The organism is Sulfitobacter sp. S190, from assembly GCF_025141935.1.
Lineage (GTDB): Bacteria > Pseudomonadota > Alphaproteobacteria > Rhodobacterales > Rhodobacteraceae > Sulfitobacter.
Window position 1 is genome coordinate 2,662,111 of sequence record NZ_CP081120.1, and the last position, 16,819, is coordinate 2,678,929.

Annotated in this window: 18 protein-coding genes; 11 read left to right on the forward strand and 7 right to left on the reverse strand. The window is 62.2% G+C overall.

Going from position 1 to position 16,819, the window contains the following annotated elements:
- Positions 1 to 19 precede the first annotated feature (19 nt).
- The 11 genes from K3756_RS13340 (at position 20) to K3756_RS13390 (ending at position 9,880) form a co-directional block, all read left to right on the forward strand.
- Positions 20 to 898, forward strand: a complete 879-nt coding sequence (locus K3756_RS13340) for a branched-chain amino acid aminotransferase (protein WP_259988150.1) — start codon at positions 20 to 22, stop codon at positions 896 to 898.
- Positions 899 to 990: 92 nt separating this feature from the next.
- The gene (locus tag K3756_RS13345) at positions 991 to 1,446 is read left to right on the forward strand and encodes a universal stress protein (RefSeq protein ID WP_259988152.1); all 456 of its coding nucleotides are present in this window, start codon (positions 991 to 993) and stop codon (positions 1,444 to 1,446) included.
- A 96-nt stretch (positions 1,447 to 1,542) separates the two neighbouring features.
- Positions 1,543 to 2,103: a NifU family protein gene (locus tag K3756_RS13350; protein ID WP_259988154.1), complete on the forward strand. Its 561-nt coding sequence runs from the start codon at positions 1,543 to 1,545 to the stop codon at positions 2,101 to 2,103.
- Complete coding sequence (tsaB, locus tag K3756_RS13355) at positions 2,096 to 2,710, forward strand: tRNA (adenosine(37)-N6)-threonylcarbamoyltransferase complex dimerization subunit type 1 TsaB (RefSeq protein WP_259988156.1); 615 nt, start codon at positions 2,096 to 2,098, stop codon at positions 2,708 to 2,710. Before K3756_RS13350 ends, tsaB begins: the two co-directional genes overlap by 8 nt.
- Positions 2,707 to 3,123 (forward strand): GNAT family N-acetyltransferase, encoded by a 417-nt coding sequence (locus K3756_RS13360; RefSeq protein WP_259988158.1) that lies wholly within the window; start codon positions 2,707 to 2,709, stop codon positions 3,121 to 3,123. Before tsaB ends, K3756_RS13360 begins: the two co-directional genes overlap by 4 nt.
- A gap of 153 nt (positions 3,124 to 3,276) precedes the next feature.
- Complete coding sequence (locus tag K3756_RS13365; protein WP_259988160.1) at positions 3,277 to 4,272, forward strand: BMP family protein; 996 nt, start codon at positions 3,277 to 3,279, stop codon at positions 4,270 to 4,272.
- Between the two features lie 155 nt (positions 4,273 to 4,427).
- Positions 4,428 to 6,023 carry an ABC transporter ATP-binding protein gene (locus tag K3756_RS13370; protein ID WP_259988162.1) on the forward strand — a complete coding sequence of 532 codons (1,596 nt, stop codon included), beginning with the start codon at positions 4,428 to 4,430 and terminating at the stop codon, positions 6,021 to 6,023.
- 3 nt (positions 6,024 to 6,026) lie between these two features.
- Positions 6,027 to 7,133, forward strand: a complete 1,107-nt coding sequence (locus K3756_RS13375) for an ABC transporter permease (protein WP_259988164.1) — start codon at positions 6,027 to 6,029, stop codon at positions 7,131 to 7,133.
- A gap of 3 nt (positions 7,134 to 7,136) precedes the next feature.
- Positions 7,137 to 8,108 (forward strand): ABC transporter permease, encoded by a 972-nt coding sequence (locus tag K3756_RS13380; protein ID WP_259988166.1) that lies wholly within the window; start codon positions 7,137 to 7,139, stop codon positions 8,106 to 8,108.
- 93 nt (positions 8,109 to 8,201) lie between these two features.
- Positions 8,202 to 9,116 carry a sulfite exporter TauE/SafE family protein gene (locus K3756_RS13385; protein ID WP_259988168.1) on the forward strand — a complete coding sequence of 305 codons (915 nt, stop codon included), beginning with the start codon at positions 8,202 to 8,204 and terminating at the stop codon, positions 9,114 to 9,116.
- Positions 9,116 to 9,880: a TIGR02186 family protein gene (locus K3756_RS13390; RefSeq protein ID WP_259988170.1), complete on the forward strand. Its 765-nt coding sequence runs from the start codon at positions 9,116 to 9,118 to the stop codon at positions 9,878 to 9,880. Before K3756_RS13385 ends, K3756_RS13390 begins: the two co-directional genes overlap by 1 nt.
- Here the strand turns inward: K3756_RS13390 and K3756_RS13395 are convergent.
- The 7 genes from K3756_RS13395 to K3756_RS13425 all read right to left on the reverse strand — a co-directional run bounded on the left by K3756_RS13395 (position 9,877) and on the right by K3756_RS13425 (position 16,804).
- Entirely contained in the window at positions 9,877 to 10,575 is a 699-nt protein-coding gene (locus K3756_RS13395; protein WP_259988172.1) for an SDR family oxidoreductase, read from the reverse strand. The two genes, K3756_RS13390 and K3756_RS13395, sit on opposite strands and share 4 nt — an antisense overlap.
- Positions 10,575 to 12,110: an ATP-dependent RecD-like DNA helicase gene (locus K3756_RS13400; RefSeq protein WP_259988174.1), complete on the reverse strand. Its 1,536-nt coding sequence runs from the start codon at positions 12,108 to 12,110 to the stop codon at positions 10,575 to 10,577. Before K3756_RS13400 ends, K3756_RS13395 begins: the two co-directional genes overlap by 1 nt.
- A gap of 42 nt (positions 12,111 to 12,152) precedes the next feature.
- On the reverse strand, positions 12,153 to 12,788 hold the full coding sequence (locus K3756_RS13405; protein ID WP_259988176.1) for an acyl-homoserine-lactone synthase: 636 nt from the start codon (positions 12,786 to 12,788) through the stop codon (positions 12,153 to 12,155).
- Positions 12,789 to 12,894: 106 nt separating this feature from the next.
- Complete coding sequence (locus tag K3756_RS13410; protein ID WP_259988179.1) at positions 12,895 to 13,614, reverse strand: autoinducer binding domain-containing protein; 720 nt, start codon at positions 13,612 to 13,614, stop codon at positions 12,895 to 12,897.
- Positions 13,553 to 13,768 (reverse strand): hypothetical protein, encoded by a 216-nt coding sequence (locus tag K3756_RS13415; protein WP_259988181.1) that lies wholly within the window; start codon positions 13,766 to 13,768, stop codon positions 13,553 to 13,555. Before K3756_RS13415 ends, K3756_RS13410 begins: the two co-directional genes overlap by 62 nt.
- 229 nt (positions 13,769 to 13,997) lie before the next feature.
- Positions 13,998 to 15,278: a crotonyl-CoA carboxylase/reductase gene (gene ccrA / locus K3756_RS13420; RefSeq protein WP_259988183.1), complete on the reverse strand. Its 1,281-nt coding sequence runs from the start codon at positions 15,276 to 15,278 to the stop codon at positions 13,998 to 14,000.
- Between the two features lie 113 nt (positions 15,279 to 15,391).
- Entirely contained in the window at positions 15,392 to 16,804 is a 1,413-nt protein-coding gene (locus tag K3756_RS13425) for a 1-acyl-sn-glycerol-3-phosphate acyltransferase (RefSeq protein WP_259988185.1), read from the reverse strand.
- Positions 16,805 to 16,819 lie beyond the last annotated feature (15 nt).

Sequence of the window (16,819 nt, forward strand, 5' to 3'; positions counted from 1 at the left end):
CCGCACAAAAGGACACCCCATGGCGACTGGCACCAATATCCGCACCTACTTCGAAGGCACCTGGCACAACGGTGACCTGAGCGTCATGAAAGCCGCCGACCACGGATCGTGGCTTGGCACGACCGTTTTCGATGGCGCGCGCCTGTTCGACGGTCTGTCGCCCGATCTGGCGGCGCATTGTGCGCGGGTGAACCGCTCGGCCAAGGCGCTGATGATCACACCGACCGTCAGCGCGGAAGACATGGTGGCGATCGTGCGCGAGGGCCTTGCCGCCTATCCGCGCGATGCCGCCGTCTATATCCGGCCGATGTACTGGGCGCTGGCGGGCGATGAGTTGGGCATCGTGCCGCGCGAAGGCCAGACCGGCTTTGCCATCTCGCTCGAAGAAATACCGATGGCTGCGCCCGACGCGGCCAGCAGCCTGACCCGCACACGGTTTCGCCGCCCTACGCTGGATGACAACGTCGTCAACGCCAAGGCTGGCTGCCTTTATCCCAACAACGCGCGCATGCTGGTCGAAGCGCGTGCCAAGGGGTTCGGCAATGCGCTGGTCGCCGACGCGATGGGCAACGTAGCCGAAACCGCCACCGCCAACGTCTTCATGGTGCGGGACGGCGAAGTGTTCACGCCCATCCCGAACGGGACGTTCCTGGCCGGCATCACACGGGCCCGGCACATCAAGAACATGCAGGCCGATGGAATCAAGGTGCACGAAAAGGTATTGGGCTTTGACGATTTCCATGCCGCCGACGAAGTCTTCCTGAGCGGCAACATGATGAAAGTCACCCCGATCAAGGCGTTCGACGACACGCAGTACACCGTGGGCGGCAACGGCAACCCCGTAACACAGCGCGTGCGCGAGATGTACTGGGACTGGGCCGCCTCCGACCGGGACTGACCGCAATCCGCCCAGCCGACCGGCCCCGTCAAAAGCCAATTGCAACGCAGCGCCGCAGCCGCCATGATCCCGACGCTGACAGGGAGAATATCATGCGCAAGTTTCTGGTCGTCCTCGACGATAGCCGCGAATGCCTCAATGCGATGCGGTTCGCCGCAATGCGGGCATCCAAAACCGGCGGCGGCGTGGAAGTTCTGGCCGTCATTCCGCCCGAAGAGTTCAATCACTGGATCGGTGTCGGCGACATCATGCGCCAGGAGGCGCGCGAGCGCATCGAGGTCCACTACGAGGTGTTTGCAAAATGGATGCGGGACCGGCAGGGGGTCGACCCCGAACTGGTCATCCGCGAAGGACAGGCCGTGGACGAGATCATCGCGCAAATCGCCGATGATCCGGACATCGGGATTCTCGTGCTGGGCGCGGGCACCGACGGCAAGGGCCCCGGCCCGCTGGTGACGCAACTCAGCCGCAGCTCCGGAACGCTGCCTGTGCCCATCACCATCGTTCCGGGCGACATGAGCAAAGAACGGCTCGAAGCGATCACTTGATCCGCGACGCGCGACAGTTTAGAATCATTCCAAACCTCTTGACACGGCACACGCGGGTTCGCATATCTTCAGGAGCCCCTGACACGGAGACAGACCATGTTCATCCAGACCGAATCCACGCCCAACCCCGCCACGCTGAAATTCCTGCCGGGTCAAACCGTGCTGGACATGGGTACCGCCGACTTCCCGTCACCCGACGCGGCGGGCAGCTCGCCGTTGGCGACACGGCTCTTTGCCGTCGACGGGGTGACAGGGGTCTTCTTCGGCAATGACTTCGTGACGATCACGAAGGCCGACGCGGTCGAATGGGACCACCTGAAGCCCAGCCTGCTGGGTGCGATCATGGAACATTTCCAGTCGGGCGAGCCTGTCATGGGCGCCGATCACCAACCGGCGTCGGGTCACGCCGAACACACCGGTGAAGACGGCGAAGTGGTGGGCCAGATCAAGGAACTGCTCGATAGCCGCGTGCGCCCCGCAGTCGCGCAGGACGGCGGCGACATCACGTTCCACGGTTTTGAACGCGGTGTTGTCTATCTTCACATGCAAGGCGCCTGCGCGGGCTGCCCGTCGTCGACGCTGACGTTGAAAATGGGCATAGAAAACCTGCTGCGCCACTACATCCCCGAAGTGACCGAGGTTCGCCCGGTTGCCTGATGACGGCCCTTTGATACTGGCTTTCGACACATCGGCCGCGCATTGCGCGGCCGCTTTGGTGTCGGGTGATACTGTTCTGGCACAGGCCTGCGAAGAAATGGCCAAGGGTCAGGCAGAGCGGCTTCTTGCGCTTTGTAGCGACCTGCTGGCGCAGTGCGGCCGCACAACCGCCGATCTGGATGCCATCGGGGTTGGCACAGGCCCGGGCAACTTTACCGGTATCCGCATCTCGGTGTCTGCGGCCCGCGGTTTGGCCCTGGGGCTGGGCATACCGGCCATTGGCGTCAACAGCTTTGAGGCTCTGGCCCTCGGCGCGCAGACCCCCTGCCTTGCCACTGTCGATGCGCGGCGCGATCAGGTCTTTGTGCAGGGCTTCGGTGCTACACCCTTCGCGGCGCCCGGTATTGTCCCTGCCACCGATGTCGCCGCCGCAAATATCCCGATTGTTGGCGTCGGCGGCCGCACTCCGCTCTATCCGCTGGCCGAAGCGATAGCGCGCATAACGGCTACCCGCATCGCGCAGGATCATCCCCGCCCCAGCCCGCTCTACCTGCGGGCGGCGGATGCTGCCCCCGCGCGCGACGCTCCACCGACCATCATCCCGTGACACCGCACCAACTGGCCGAAATACACGCTGCCGCCTTTACGCAATCGCGTGCGTGGTCGGCGGCAGAACTGGCCGATCTTCTGGCCGGACCCTACGTGCAGGCGTGGACCGCGGCGCAAGGGTTTGCCCTGACCCGGACCCTCGCGGGAGAATCGGAGCTGCTGACGCTGGCCGTCCATCCCGATGCCCGCAGACGCGGTATCGCGCGCGGCCTGCTTCAGGATTGGCTGGATACGCTCGAAGGGAACGCGGATACCGCATTTCTTGACGTGGCCGCCGACAATACCGCCGCCATCGCGCTCTACGAAACGCTGCAATTCGAGCGCGCGGGCCTGCGGCGTGGCTACTATGCGCGGCAGGGCGGCAGATCGGTCGATGCACTGCTGATGAAGCGGGCAATTACGCAGGGTTAGCACCGCGTTTCACCGGCCCGTCGGCACGAATCTGGTTGACCCCACCGGTCTGCCACCGCACTTTTAGCGCAGCGTTGCGCCTTTCGGGGCGCGCGACACGGCAAAACCGCATCAAAGCGGTCCCTGCCCCAATGACAACCTGGGAGAAACCAAATGACCCTGATGACCAAATTTCTTGGTGCCGCCGCTGGCGTCGCACTGAGCGCCGGCGCACTGGCCGCCGAACCCGCCCTGATTTTCGATCTGGGGGGCAAGTTCGACAAATCCTTCAACGAAGCCGCCTTTACCGGCGCACAGCGTTGGGCTGAAGAAACCGGCGAAACCTTCCGCGAAATCGAGCTGCAGTCCGAAGCACAGCGTGAGCAGGCCCTGCGCCGGTTCGCCGAAGCGGGCGCCAACCCAATCGTCATGGCCGGCTTTGCCTTTGGCGATGCGCTGGGTCAGGTTGCGGCCGATTACCCCGACACCAAATTCGCGATCATCGACATGGTCGTTGACCAACCCAACGTCCGCTCGGTCGTGTTCAACGAGCACGAAGGCTCCTACCTCGTGGGCATGATGGCCGCGATGGCCTCCGAATCCGGCACCGTGTCCTTCATCGGTGGCATGGACATCCCGCTGATCCGCAAATTCGCCTGCGGCTACGCCCAGGGCGCCAAGGCCGTGAACGCTGACGTCAACGTCATCGCGAACATGACCGGCACCACACCCGCCGCATGGAACGATCCCGTCAAAGGCTCCGAGCTGACCAAAGCGCAAATCAGCCAGGGCTCCGATGTGGTCTATGCCGCCGCGGGCGGCACCGGCGTGGGCGTTCTGCAAACCGCGGCCGACGAAGACATCCTGTCGATCGGTGTGGACAGCAACCAGAACTACCTGCACCCCGGCAAGGTTCTGACCTCCATGCTCAAGCGTGTCGACAACGCTGTGTATCAGGCGTTCACCGATGGCACCGACATGGAAACCGGTTTCAACGTGATGGGCATCGCCAACGGTGGCGTCGGTTATGCGATCGACGACAACAACGCGCCACTGGTCTCGGACGAGATGCAGGCAGCCGTTGATGACGCCGCGGCGAAAATCTCTTCCGGTGAACTGCAGGTCCACGACTACATGTCCGACGACAGCTGCCCGGCGCTGAGCTTTTAACCAAACGGTCAAAGAATAAAGGGGGGCTGCGTTGACATTCAGCGCAGCCCCTTTTCTATAGTCGTCTTTACTTTGCCACTCGCTGCGCTGACAGCCCCTCAAAAGGACCCGGTCATGCTCCATTTGCGCCCATTCGTATCGACAGGTAGCCACCCATGACCATCGCTCCCGCCATTGAATTGAAAGGGATTTCCAAGGCCTTCGGCCCCGTTCAGGCGAACAAGGACATCTCGATCCGGGTCATGCCGGGAACCATCCACGGCATTATCGGCGAAAACGGCGCGGGAAAATCCACGCTCATGTCGATTCTCTACGGCTTTTACAAAGCGGACGCGGGCGAGATTTACATCAGCGGCCAGCGCGCCAACATCACCGACAGCCAGGCGGCCATCGCGGCGGGCATCGGCATGGTGTTCCAGCATTTCAAACTGGTCGAAAATTTCACGGTTCTCGAAAACATCATTCTGGGCGCCGAAGACGGAAAATTCCTCAAACCCTCCATCGCCAATGCACGGCGCACGCTGGTCGAACTTGCCGATGACTACGGGCTGAACGTCGATCCCGACGCGCTCATCTCGGACATCGGTGTCGGCATGCAGCAGCGTGTCGAGATCCTCAAGGCGCTCTACCGGCAGGCCGATATCCTGATTCTAGACGAGCCCACCGGCGTGTTGACCCCCGCCGAGGCCGATCAGCTTTTCCGCATTCTTGGCCGTTTGCGCGAAGAAGGCAAAACCATCATCCTCATCACCCACAAACTGCGCGAAATCATGGACATCACCGATACCGTGTCGGTCATGCGGCGCGGCGAAATGACGGCAACGGTGAAAACAACCGACACCTCTCCGGCAGAGCTGGCAGAGTTGATGGTGGGCCGCAAGGTGCTGCTGCGGGTGGACAAGACACCCGCAACGCCGGGCAAGGTCATCCTCGACGTGCAAAACCTGCGCGTGGTGGACGACAGCGGCGTTGAGCGTTTGCGCGGCATTGATCTGCAGGTACGGGCGGGCGAAGTGCTCGGTCTGGCCGGCGTGGCAGGCAACGGGCAGTCGGAACTGCTTGAAGTGCTGGGCGGCTACGCAGACGGCACCGGCAAAATCACCATGAACGGCACTGAAATCGATCTGAGCGGCAAGCACTCCGACGGCCAGTCCCGCCGCGCCCGTGGCATCGCGCACGTGCCCGAGGACCGTCAGCGCGAAGGCCTCATCATGGACTTTCAGGCGTGGGAAAATACCGCCTTCGGCTATCACCACGACCCCGCCTACCGCAAAGGCGTGCTGATGGACAACGCCGCGATCAAGGCCGACACCGAGGCCAAGATGGAACGCTTTGACGTGCGCCCGCCCGATCCGAAACTCGCGGCCAAGAATTTCTCGGGCGGCAACCAACAGAAAATCGTGCTCGCCCGCGAAATCGAGCGGAACCCCGATCTGCTGCTCATCGGACAACCCACCCGCGGTGTCGACATCGGCGCCATCGAATTCATCCACCAGCAAATCATCGCCCTGCGCGACAAGGGCAAGGCGATCCTGCTGGTCAGTGTGGAACTCGACGAGATCATGGCGCTGAGCGACCGGATCGCGGTGATGTTCGACGGCCAGATCATGGGCGAACGCACCCCCGCCGAAACGGACGAAAAAGAACTCGGTCTGCTGATGGCGGGCATCACCGATACCAACACACCGCACGGCATCGACGAGGTTCAGGAAAACCTCGGGCATGTGCACGCCGCCGAAAAGGGGATCTGAGCCATGGACGTGATGCCAAAATGGGCCGAAATCATTCTCGTGCCGCTCATCTCGCTGTTGCTGGCCGCGATCCTGTCGGCGCTGGTGATCCTTGCCATCGGCGAAGATCCTGTCGCCGCCGTTAAACTCATGGTCACCGGCGCGCTCGGGTCAACCTATGGCTGGGGCTACACGCTCTACTATGCCACCAATTTCATGTTTACCGGACTGGCGGTTTCCATCGCGTTCCACGCGCGGCTTTTCAACATCGGCGGCGAAGGCCAGGCGATGCTGGGGGGATTGGGCGTGGCGCTGGCGTGCCTGTTTATCCCGTGGCCACACTGGACGCTTGCGTTGCTGGGTGCGGCCGTGGCGGGGGGGCTTTTCGGTGCGACATGGGCCGCCATCCCCGCCTATCTGCAGGCCAAGCGGGGCAGCCATATCGTCATCACCACCATCATGTTCAACTTCATCGCTGCGGCGGTTCTGAACTACGTGCTGGTCAACCTGCTGCGGCCTGCGGGCTCCATGGATCCGGCCACGCGGCGCTTTGACGAAGTCACGCATCTGCCGACCCTGCACGAAATCCTTGCCCCCTTCGGGATCGAGTTTTCAAAGGCCGCGCCCGCCAACATCACCCTCCTGCTGGCAATCGCGGCCTGTGTGTTTCTGTGGCTGCTGATCTGGCGCACGCGTCTGGGCTACGAAATCCGGTCTTTCGGCAATTCGGAATCCGCGGCCCGCTACGCCGGTATGCCGCCGGTGCGCATCATCATGGTGACGATGCTGATCTCGGGCGCGCTGGCGGGCATGATGGCCACGAACAACGTCATGGGAGAGGCCGAACGGCTGGTGCTGAACTCCGTCGAAGGCGCGGGCTTTATCGGGATCGCGGTGGCACTGATGGGGCGGTCGCATCCCTTCGGCGTGTTCCTCGCCGCGATCCTTTTCGGGTTCCTTTATCAGGGCGGCGCCGAACTGGCGCTCTGGACGACAATTCCGCGCGAATTGATCGTGGTCATTCAGGCGCTGGTGATCCTGTTTACCGGCGCGCTCGACAACATGGTGCGCATGCCGCTGGAACGGGTGTTCCTGGCGCTGCAAACCTCTGCCAAACGCAAGGAGGGCTGAGCCATGGACGCCTATCTCACGCTGATCCAGCTGCTGGATTCCACCGTCCGCCTTGCCACCCCCCTGCTGCTGGCCTGCCTTGCGGGTCTCTACTCCGAACGCGCCGGCATTTTCGACATCGGGCTGGAGGGCAAGATGCTGGCCGCCGCCTTCTTCTCGGCGGCACTCGCGGCGCTGACGGGCTCTGTTTGGGTCGGTCTGCTGGCGGGCATCGGCGCGTCCATGGTGCTCAGCGCGATCCACGGGGTCGCCTCGATCACCTTCCGCGGCAACCAGCTGATCTCGGGCGTTGCCATCAACTTTCTGGCCGCAGGTATGACCGTTCTGGTGGCGCAAGCGTGGTTTCGGCAAGGCGGGCGCACCCCGTCGCTGATCGGCAATGGCCGGTTCGAGCCGATCACCCTGCCCTTCGCCGAACAACTGCGCGACGTGCCTGTTTTCGGCCCGTTCTACCACGAGCTTCTGTCGGGCCATTCCATTCTGGTCTATATGGCCTTTGCCGCGGTCCCGCTCACTTGGTGGCTGCTTTACCGGACCCGTTTTGGTCTGCGCCTGCGGGCCGTAGGTGAAAACCCCGCCGCCGTCGACACCGCGGGCGTGTCCGTGGTGGGTCTGCGCTTCGCCGCCGTGGCGATCTGCGGCGTGTTGTGTGGCATTGCCGGGGCCTATCTGTCGACCGCGTTGCAGGCCGGTTTCGTCAAGGACATGGCCGCAGGGCGCGGCTTTATCGCGCTGGCCGCGCTGATCTTCGCCAAATGGCGGCCGTGGCACGCGCTGGGTGCGACATTGCTGTTCGGTCTGTTTGGCGCCCTCGAAACACGGCCCGACGTGATCGAGGCGGTCATCGGAATGAAAGTCCAGAGCCAGCTGCTCGGGGCCCTGCCCTACGTCATGACGGTCATCATCCTGGCGGGCTTCGTCGGCACGGCCACACCGCCACGGGCGGGCGGCGAACCCTATGTCAAGGAACGCTGAGAATAAGACCAGATCGGGCGAAAGTTTAAGTCCTCTGCCCCCCGACACAGCATCCACGATTGATTTTGGGGGCCGCGGGGCCTAGGGAAAGTCATGCAGATCTATCTCCCCATCGCCGAAGTGTCGGTCAATGCGTTTCTCCTGTTGGGGTTGGGCGGCATTGTGGGCATCCTGTCGGGGATGTTCGGGGTCGGTGGCGGCTTCCTGATGACGCCTCTGTTGTTCTTCATCGGCATTCCGCCCGCCGTGGCCGTGGCGACCGAAGCCAACCAGATCGTCGCGTCCTCCTTTTCCGGCGTGCTTGCACATCTCAAACGCAAAACGGTCGATTTGCGCATGGGAACGGTGCTGTTGATCGGCGGCCTGATCGGTGCGGCCTTGGGCGTGATGGTGTTCAACTATCTCAAGGCGCAGGGCCAGGTCGATCTGCTGGTCAAGCTTTGCTACGTGGTGTTTCTGGGCGTCATCGGCGGATTGATGTTCTTTGAATCCCTGCGTGCCATCCGCAACACCAAATCGGGCAAGGCGCCCAAGCGCAAGAAACACAACTGGATCCACGGCCTGCCGCTGAAAATGCGGTTCCGCGTGTCGGGGCTCTATATTTCGGTGATCCCGCCCCTGATCGTGGGGGTGGCCGTTGGCATTCTCGCCGCGATCATGGGGGTCGGCGGCGGCTTTATCATGGTTCCGGCGATGATCTACCTGCTGGGCATGCCGACCAAGGTGGTTGTGGGCACATCCCTGTTCCAGATCATTTTCGTGACCGCCTTTACCACCATGCTGCACGCCACGACCAACTATACCGTCGACATCGTGCTGGCGGTGCTGCTGCTGGTCGGGGGCGTGATCGGCGCGCAGATCGGCACGCGCATCGGGGTCAAGATGAAGGCCGAGCAGCTGCGCATCCTTCTGGCCATCATGGTCTTGGCGGTCTGTGGCAAACTGGGTCTGGAGTTGCTGTTGCAACCCGCCGAGCTCTACACCCTTGGCGCGGCGGGGGGCCATTGATGCGCCGTCTGCTTGCCGCCATCCTCTGCCTTTCGCTGGCGCACGTGGCCCACGCCGCCGAAGAAGTCGTGCTGGGGCTGAGCAACAACAAGGTATCGATCACCACCAATTTCGACGGCTCCGAGATCCTCGTGTTCGGGGCCGTCAAACGCGAAACCGCGATACCCGATGGCCCCCCCGTCGAAGTCATCGTGACCGTTGCAGGCCCGTCCGCCCCGGTTCTGGTGCGGCGCAAGGAAAAGCGTTTCGGCATTTGGGTCAACACGGACGCGATCGAGGTGGACCGCGCGCCGAGCTTTTACGCCATCAGCACCAGCGGCCCCCTGCAAGACATCCTGACGCGCACCGAAGACCAGCGTCACAAGATCTCCATCCCGCAGGCGATCCGCTCTGTCGGGGCGCCCGCGTCAATCACCGACGCGGCCAGCTTTACCGAGGCGCTGATCCGCATCCGCATGAAGTCCGACCTCTACCAGCTCAACGAAGGAGACGTGACCATCGAGGAACAGACGCTCTTTCGCACCTCCGTCGCCCTGCCCGCGGCGCTGACCGAGGGCGGATACGACACGCGCATCTTCCTGACCCGTGGCGGCGCGGTGGTGGCCGAATACGAAACCATCATCGACGTGCGCAAGGTGGGGCTGGAACGCTGGCTCTTTACGCTGTCGCGCGAACAGGCGTTTCTCTACGGGCTGATGTCGCTGGCCATCGCCATTGCGGCGGGCTGGGGGGCTTCGGCGGCGTTCGGGCTGCTGCGCCGCTAACCGCGCCCGATATAGGGCATCTTGGTCGCCATCACTGTCATGAACGGCACATTTGCTGACAGCGGCAGCCGCGCCATATGCAAAACCGATTGCGCTGCATGGGCGACGTCCATCGTATCCATCTGCGGATTGGCCGCTTTCAATCCCGCCACGATCTCGCTTTCGGCGTTGCCGATGTCGATCTGGCCTGCGGTGATATCATGGGGCCGCCCGTCGAGGATCAGCGATTTGGTCAATCCGGTGATGGCATGTTTGCTTACCGTATAGCACACGGAATTTTCCCGCGGGGTATGGGCCGAAATTGACCCGTTGTTGATGATGCGCCCGCCCCGTCCCGCCGTGCGCATCGCCGCGAAAGCCAGCCTTGCGGCGATGAACATACCGCCCACATTGACCTCCAGCACCCGCTGCCAGTCCGCCAGATCAACCGCATCAATCGCGGCGGACGGGCCGAACATGCCCGCATTGTTGAACAGAACGTCCAGCGCGCCGAACGCTTGAAACGCATCCTGCATCGCGGCGGCATCGGTCACATCGCACGGCAGCGGCACCGCGCCGTCATACCTGTCCGCCAGATCCTCCAGCCGCTCTGCCCGGCGCGCGATCAATCCCACACGCCAGCCTTCGTCCAGAAACGCCTCGGCGGTGGCGCGGCCGATGCCGCTGCTGGCCCCCGTGATCATGATTGCAGGCATCACTCTTCCTCCGCTTGCGCGTTCAGCGTCAGTGTGGGTGCCGCCGCCGCGCGCAGGTCATCGACCCGCAACGCTTCGCTGGGCTTGGCCAACCGGTTGCGCACCACCCAGATCAGACGCTCCTGCGCGCGGGTGATCGCGACATAGGCCAGTCTCTTCCACAACGGCTGACCCGCCTCCATCCGGCCCATGCGGGCGGCGGCAAACAGATCGGGCGCGAACACCTGCACGGTGTCCCACTGGCTGCCTTGGGCCTTGTGGATCGTCACCGCCGCGCCGTGCAGGAACGTGGCCCCCATACGGGCGGCAAAGGGGATGAACGGCTCTTCCTCGTCGGGCTTTTCGATCTTCACGATGGACGCGGCACTCACCTGCGGGTCCTCCGCCCCCATCACGTGCAACCGACTGAACCCCGGTTTGCGCCCCGCGCCAAGATACACGACCTGTGCGCCCTTGATCAGACCGCGCGCCTCAAGGTCCAACCGCTTCTTGCGGTGCTTCAGCGGCAACTCGATACCGTCGCAGATCAGCGGCTCCCCCTCCAAAAGCGCATCTTCGGGGGCACCGTGGACATTGCGAAACGCATTGATCAGCCGGATGCGCGTGGCATTGCGCCAGACCAGAACCGGCGACCGCGCCATCAGATCCACTTCGACCCGCTGGCCCCAGACGACCCGCTCATCGCGCTTGGCCGCCTCTTCGATCATCCGCTCGAAATCCTCGAACCCCAACTGCGGATCGGCCAGCGCGTGCGCCAGATCAAGGATCGGGTTGTCCGCTTCCTGACGGAAAATACGATCCAGATGGATCACCCGCTTTTCGGGCAGCTTTTCGAACACCATGGTGCCGGACTGGCCCACGGGGGCCAACTGCGCCGGATCACCGAACAACAACAGCGTGGGGAAAATCTCTTTTAGGTCGTCGAACTGCTTGTCGTCCAGCATGCTGCTTTCGTCGACAAATCCGATATCGAGCGGCTCTTCACGGCGCTTCCATCCGGTGATGAAATCGCTGCCCCGCAACCCCGCCGCGGCCAGCGCACCGGGGATCGACTTGTTGGTCTCGTAAAACGCCTGCGCACGGTCCAGCGCCACATCGCTCAGCCCCTCGATTTCGGGGCGCTCGCCGTTGCCCGCCAGCCATTCGGCAATGCGCTCGTATTCCGGGTCATAGACCGGCGTGTACAGGATACGGTGGATCGTCGTCGCAGGCACCCCGCGCAGCCGCAACACGCTGGCCGCCTTGTTCGTCGGCGCAAGGATCGCCAGCGTGCGGCGGTCCTTTTTCTTGCGCGATTCGTAGTCACCCGACACGATATCGACGCCCGCGCTTTCCAGCGCCTTGTACAATTCCGCCAGCAACAGCGTCTTGCCCGACCCCGCCTTGCCCGTCACGGCCATCACCTCCGATGTGGTGCCCTTGGGCGGCATCAGCAGGCTGTCGTCCAGATTTACGCCCGCACGTTGCAGCATCTGCGTCACCGCATCGAAGGCGGTCGCCTGATCATCGGAATATGTCACGGAAGGAAGGGTCATGGCGCGACCCTAAGCCTTCCGTGAAACAGGGGCCAGAGCGGTCTAGGCGCTCGCGGCCAATTTCGCGGGATAGTCGCCGCCGAAGGCCCGCTCGAACCACATGCGCGACAACGCCGGATCAATCCCCGCGCGGGCCGCGACCTTGTGCTGGTCGTCAGGGTCGAATTCCCACAGACCGACGCTGATCGCATCGCGGCCCTCACCTTGAGTGCCCAGAACCTCGGGCGACGATCCCACGCGGCTGTAGATCCGCACCATGCGGGCGTCGAACACGCCGACAAAATGGCGGACACCAAAGCCGTTCATGATTTCGCCACCGCCCAGCATCAGCGCTGCGGCCACATTCGGCCCCTGGCCGCGGGCCATGCAGAACCGCGTACACTCCCAAATGAGTGGACTGGTGATCGCGCCGCTCGTCAGATGGCTGAAGTGATCGTTAACCATAACCGGGCCGGTCGTGGGCAAGAAACGCATCGATCCGCCGTGGCGGCCCTCGGGCGTTTCCCAGATCACGTAAAGCGGGTTGAGGTCGTCGTATTCGTCGCGTTCATATCCACGCGCATCAACATTTACGTCCCACCCAAGCCTGCTGGCAAACTGGTCCGCACGATCGCGGAACATGGTGTCTGCAAGGGTTGGAAAATTGGTTAACTGGTCTGCGTAAATATAACGAAGCATATATGGGTCCCCCTAAAGTTTATCGAAATGATAAGCAGGAGAACATCTTAACATTATTAATAAGATTCTACTATTCCGTGCGCACTTCTAGCGAAACGGGCAACACCTAAACGACGATGAGCCCCCGGCTCAGCGCCCGCGCAACCGCATGTGTGGTGTTCATCGCGCCCAGCTTGAAGCGGGCGCTTTCGATATAGACGCGCAGGGTATGCTCCGAAATCGACAGCGTATCGGCGACCTGCGCACGGTTATACCCGATCGCCAGCAGGGTCATCGCATCCACTTCCCGCGGCGACAGGGGCTGGGCGTTTTCGGGTTTGCGATCCGGTTCGAATTCTAGCGCCTTTTCGTTGAAATAATGCGCCATCAGGATCAGCGCGCGGCGGTTGTCTTCAGTAAACAGCGACCAAGTCTCGTCGTCACAGCTGTGGTTGCAGGTAAACAGGGCAAACTGGCCATTGGGGCCACGGATCGGGACGGAAAACCCCTGATTGCCGACGCCATGCGCCTGTGCGTCTTTCAGAAACCCGCGCGCGGCCTTGCTGCTCCAGTCGAGCCGCTTCCAATCGACCGGGTGAAAGCGCTGGTAGCACCCCTGAATGACCGGATCGACCCGCAGATAGTTCATATCCAGATAGCGTTGCTGCCACGCGGGATCGTAGGTGCCGCAGCCGTATTGATCGCCCGCTGAATCTACCCAGTGATAAACGATGTGATCGATCTGGTAGCTGTCGCGCAGCCGCACAGATACATCCTGGATGCCCTCAAGCGAATCCGCCCGTTCCAAGGTCTCTAAGACCTGATCCAACCTGTGCCGTATCCCCATGCGTCCGCTCCATTGGACGTTCACCAAGAGACGCAATTTCCGCAGTTGCAATCAGAGCGGTATCATCCAACTGCTCGGCTAATGCGGGTAGTCCATTCGCATTGGCAAAAGTGCGTAAATCGGCAAGAACATCTAGTATCCAATCACTCTTCATAGATAGCTTCCTTCTGAATTCGTTAACAATAGGTTAACTGGAGTCTAGCACGGTTTAATTTTACCAATATATTCGCATATTCCTCCTCCCCCAAAATAGGGGGGCAAGGATTCTCAACCCCTTGATCGCACTAAACTAGTTTCCGAAATGTAAAAGTCCCGCGATCGGCCTATGCGATTCGCGGGACTGATAATGTGATGGTGCCGCAACCCTGCGTTGCAGCCCTGTTTTACTTGCGGGCGTCCAGACAATCCTCAAGCGTGCGCAAACCCGTTGTCGGGGCCTGAACCAGCACCGACATGTTGCCGGGTTTATGCTCGTTACGCTTCATTTTCATGTGCGCCTCGGGCAGGTCGTTCCACGCAAATACTTCGGACATGCACGGATCCAGTCGCCGCTCCAGCATCAGCTTGTTGGCCGCGGACGCCTGCGCCAGATGGGCAAAGTGGCTGCCCTGCAAACGCTTCTGATGCATCCACATATAGCGCACGTCAAAGGTCAGGTTGAAACCGGACGTGCCCGCGCAGATCACGACCATACCGCCCTTTTTCACCACGAATGTGGACACGGGGAAGGTCGCCTCGCCGGGGTGCTCGAACACCATGTCGACGTTGTTGCCCTTGCCGGTGATTTCCCAGATCGCAGCGCCGAATTTGCGCGCTTCCTTGAACCACGCCGCGTATTCGGGCGTATTGACCGTGGGCAGCTGGCCCCAGCAGTCGAAATCCTTGCGGTTCAGCACGCCTTTCGCGCCCAACCCCATGACAAACTCGCGTTTGCTTTCGTCGCTGATGACACCGATCGCATTGGCCCCTGCCGTGTTGATCAACTGGATCGCATAAGAGCCCAGACCGCCCGACGCGCCCCAGACCAAGACGTTCTGGCCGGGCTTGAGGTCATGCGGCTCGTGCCCGAACAGCATCCGGTACGCCGTCGCCAGCGTCAGCGTATAGCAAGCCGCCTCTTCCCACGTCAGGTGCTTGGGCCGCGGCATCAGCTGCTGGGCCTGCACATTCGTGAACTGCGCAAACGATCCGTCCGGTGTCTCGTAGCCCCAGATGCGCTGGCTGGACGAATACATCGGATCGCCGCCGTTGCAGTGCTCGTCGTCGCCGTCGTCCTGATTGCAGTGGATCACCACCTCATCGCCGACTTTCCAGCGTTTGACCTTGTCGCCCACGGCCCACACGATGCCCGACGCATCGGAACCCGCGATGTGGAAGGGCTGGCCGTGGCCGTCAAAGGGTGAAATCGGCTGGCCGAGCGACGCCCAGACGCCGTTGTAGTTCACACCCGCCGCCATCACCAGCACCAGCACCTCGTGGCTGTCGAGCGTTGGCACATCGACGACCTCGAGCTGCATCGCCGTATCCGGATCGCCGTGGCGTTCGCGGCGGATGGCCCACGCGTACATCTGCTTTGGCACATGGCCCATCGGGGGCATTTCGCCCACCTCATAGAGATCTTTCTCAGGCGCCTCGTAATGCGCGATTGTCGTGTCCAGTGCCATAACACCCTCCTGCGGTATCGTTTCTTGTGCCGCAGTGCAGAATCGCGGCGTCTAAAGATGAAATACGCAGCGGTGCGAAATATTGCAACACCAAGAGGGGCTATTTTGTAATTTTATGACCCAGCAGGCGCAGAAATTTCCTTCGCATCCGCAGCATCATCAGGCGGATCGGCAGCCGCAGGCAGGAAATGGGCAATCGAATTTGCATAGAACTGCACCGCGTCCTGCTGCCCGTCGATCACCTGCCACGCGCCGTCCCGCTCCTCGATCAGCCCGTGCTGGTGCATATGGCGGCACGCGCGTGCGACTTCCTTGCCAAGGTTTTCCGTATCGACGGCAAGGTTCTGTTCGGGCAGGTGCGCCATCACCGCAGCGACCGCCGCCTCCAGCTTCATGACCGGCAACGCGCCTTGCTGTTGCAGAACCGTCGCAACCAGCGGCACGCCCAGCACCGGCATCACCCGCTCGATCCGGCCCATCAGGTTGCGCGACAGATCGTCAACGTCCTCGACCACCCCATGCCCGCGCAGCGATACCGGATCGCCAAAGGCCACCGCCGCCGTGCCGAACCGCGTGTCGTGACCGCGGATGCGTTCCCAGAACTTGCGCGCGATAAAGCCCAGAACCACGGTGATCTTTGCCCCGAACCGGCGGTCCCCCCGCTTGTGCGCGGCGATCAGCACACGGTCCTCCAGCACGCGGTCATAGTTGATGGCGACCGGCACAAAAACAATGTCGCGCTCGCTCTCGGGGTCGAACCCGTCGACGATATAACTCAGCAATCCGACCTTCGGCGGCTGCAACGCGCCTGTCAGGCTCAACCCGCCTTCGGGGAAAAACGCCTGATTGTCGCCGCCCTGTGTCGCCAGCTGCACATAGCGCGACAGCACCTTACGATACAGCGCCCCGCGCGACCGGCGGCGAATGAAATAGGCCCCCCACAGCCGGATCAGCGACGACAGCGGCCACACCCGCGCCCATTCCCCCACCGCGTAGGACAGCGTCGCCGTCTGCGCCACCAGATAGGTCACCAGCACATAATCCATGTTGCTGCGGTGGTTCATCACAAACACCACGGTCGCCTCGTCGGGTACTGTGCCAAACACCGCTTCGTTCGCGTCTGCCGTGCGGATTCTGTAGATCGAGCGGGCGAATGTCTTGGCAAAGCGGATGCCAAAGCTGAAATAGGCGAACGCCGAAAAGCTGGGCACGATCTCGCGGGCGTATTCCTGCGCCTTCTGGAAGGCCACGTTTTCGGGCACACCGTTCTCGCGCGCGTAGATCGCGATTTCCCGCGAAACGTCCGGATCGTAAATCAGCCGCTGGATCATGTCGTAACGCCGCGCCAGCTTGAAGGGCTGAATCGGCCGCTTGAGACGGGTATTGAGCCGCGTCACCGCCCGCTCCAACCGCCGCCGGAAGAACCAACGCACCGAAGGCAGCAGAAAATGACTAAGCGCAGTCACCGCCGCAAACAGGAGGATGAGGATAAAAAGCCAAAGCGGAAGCTGCACAGTCTGGGTCATTGCGCATCACATCTA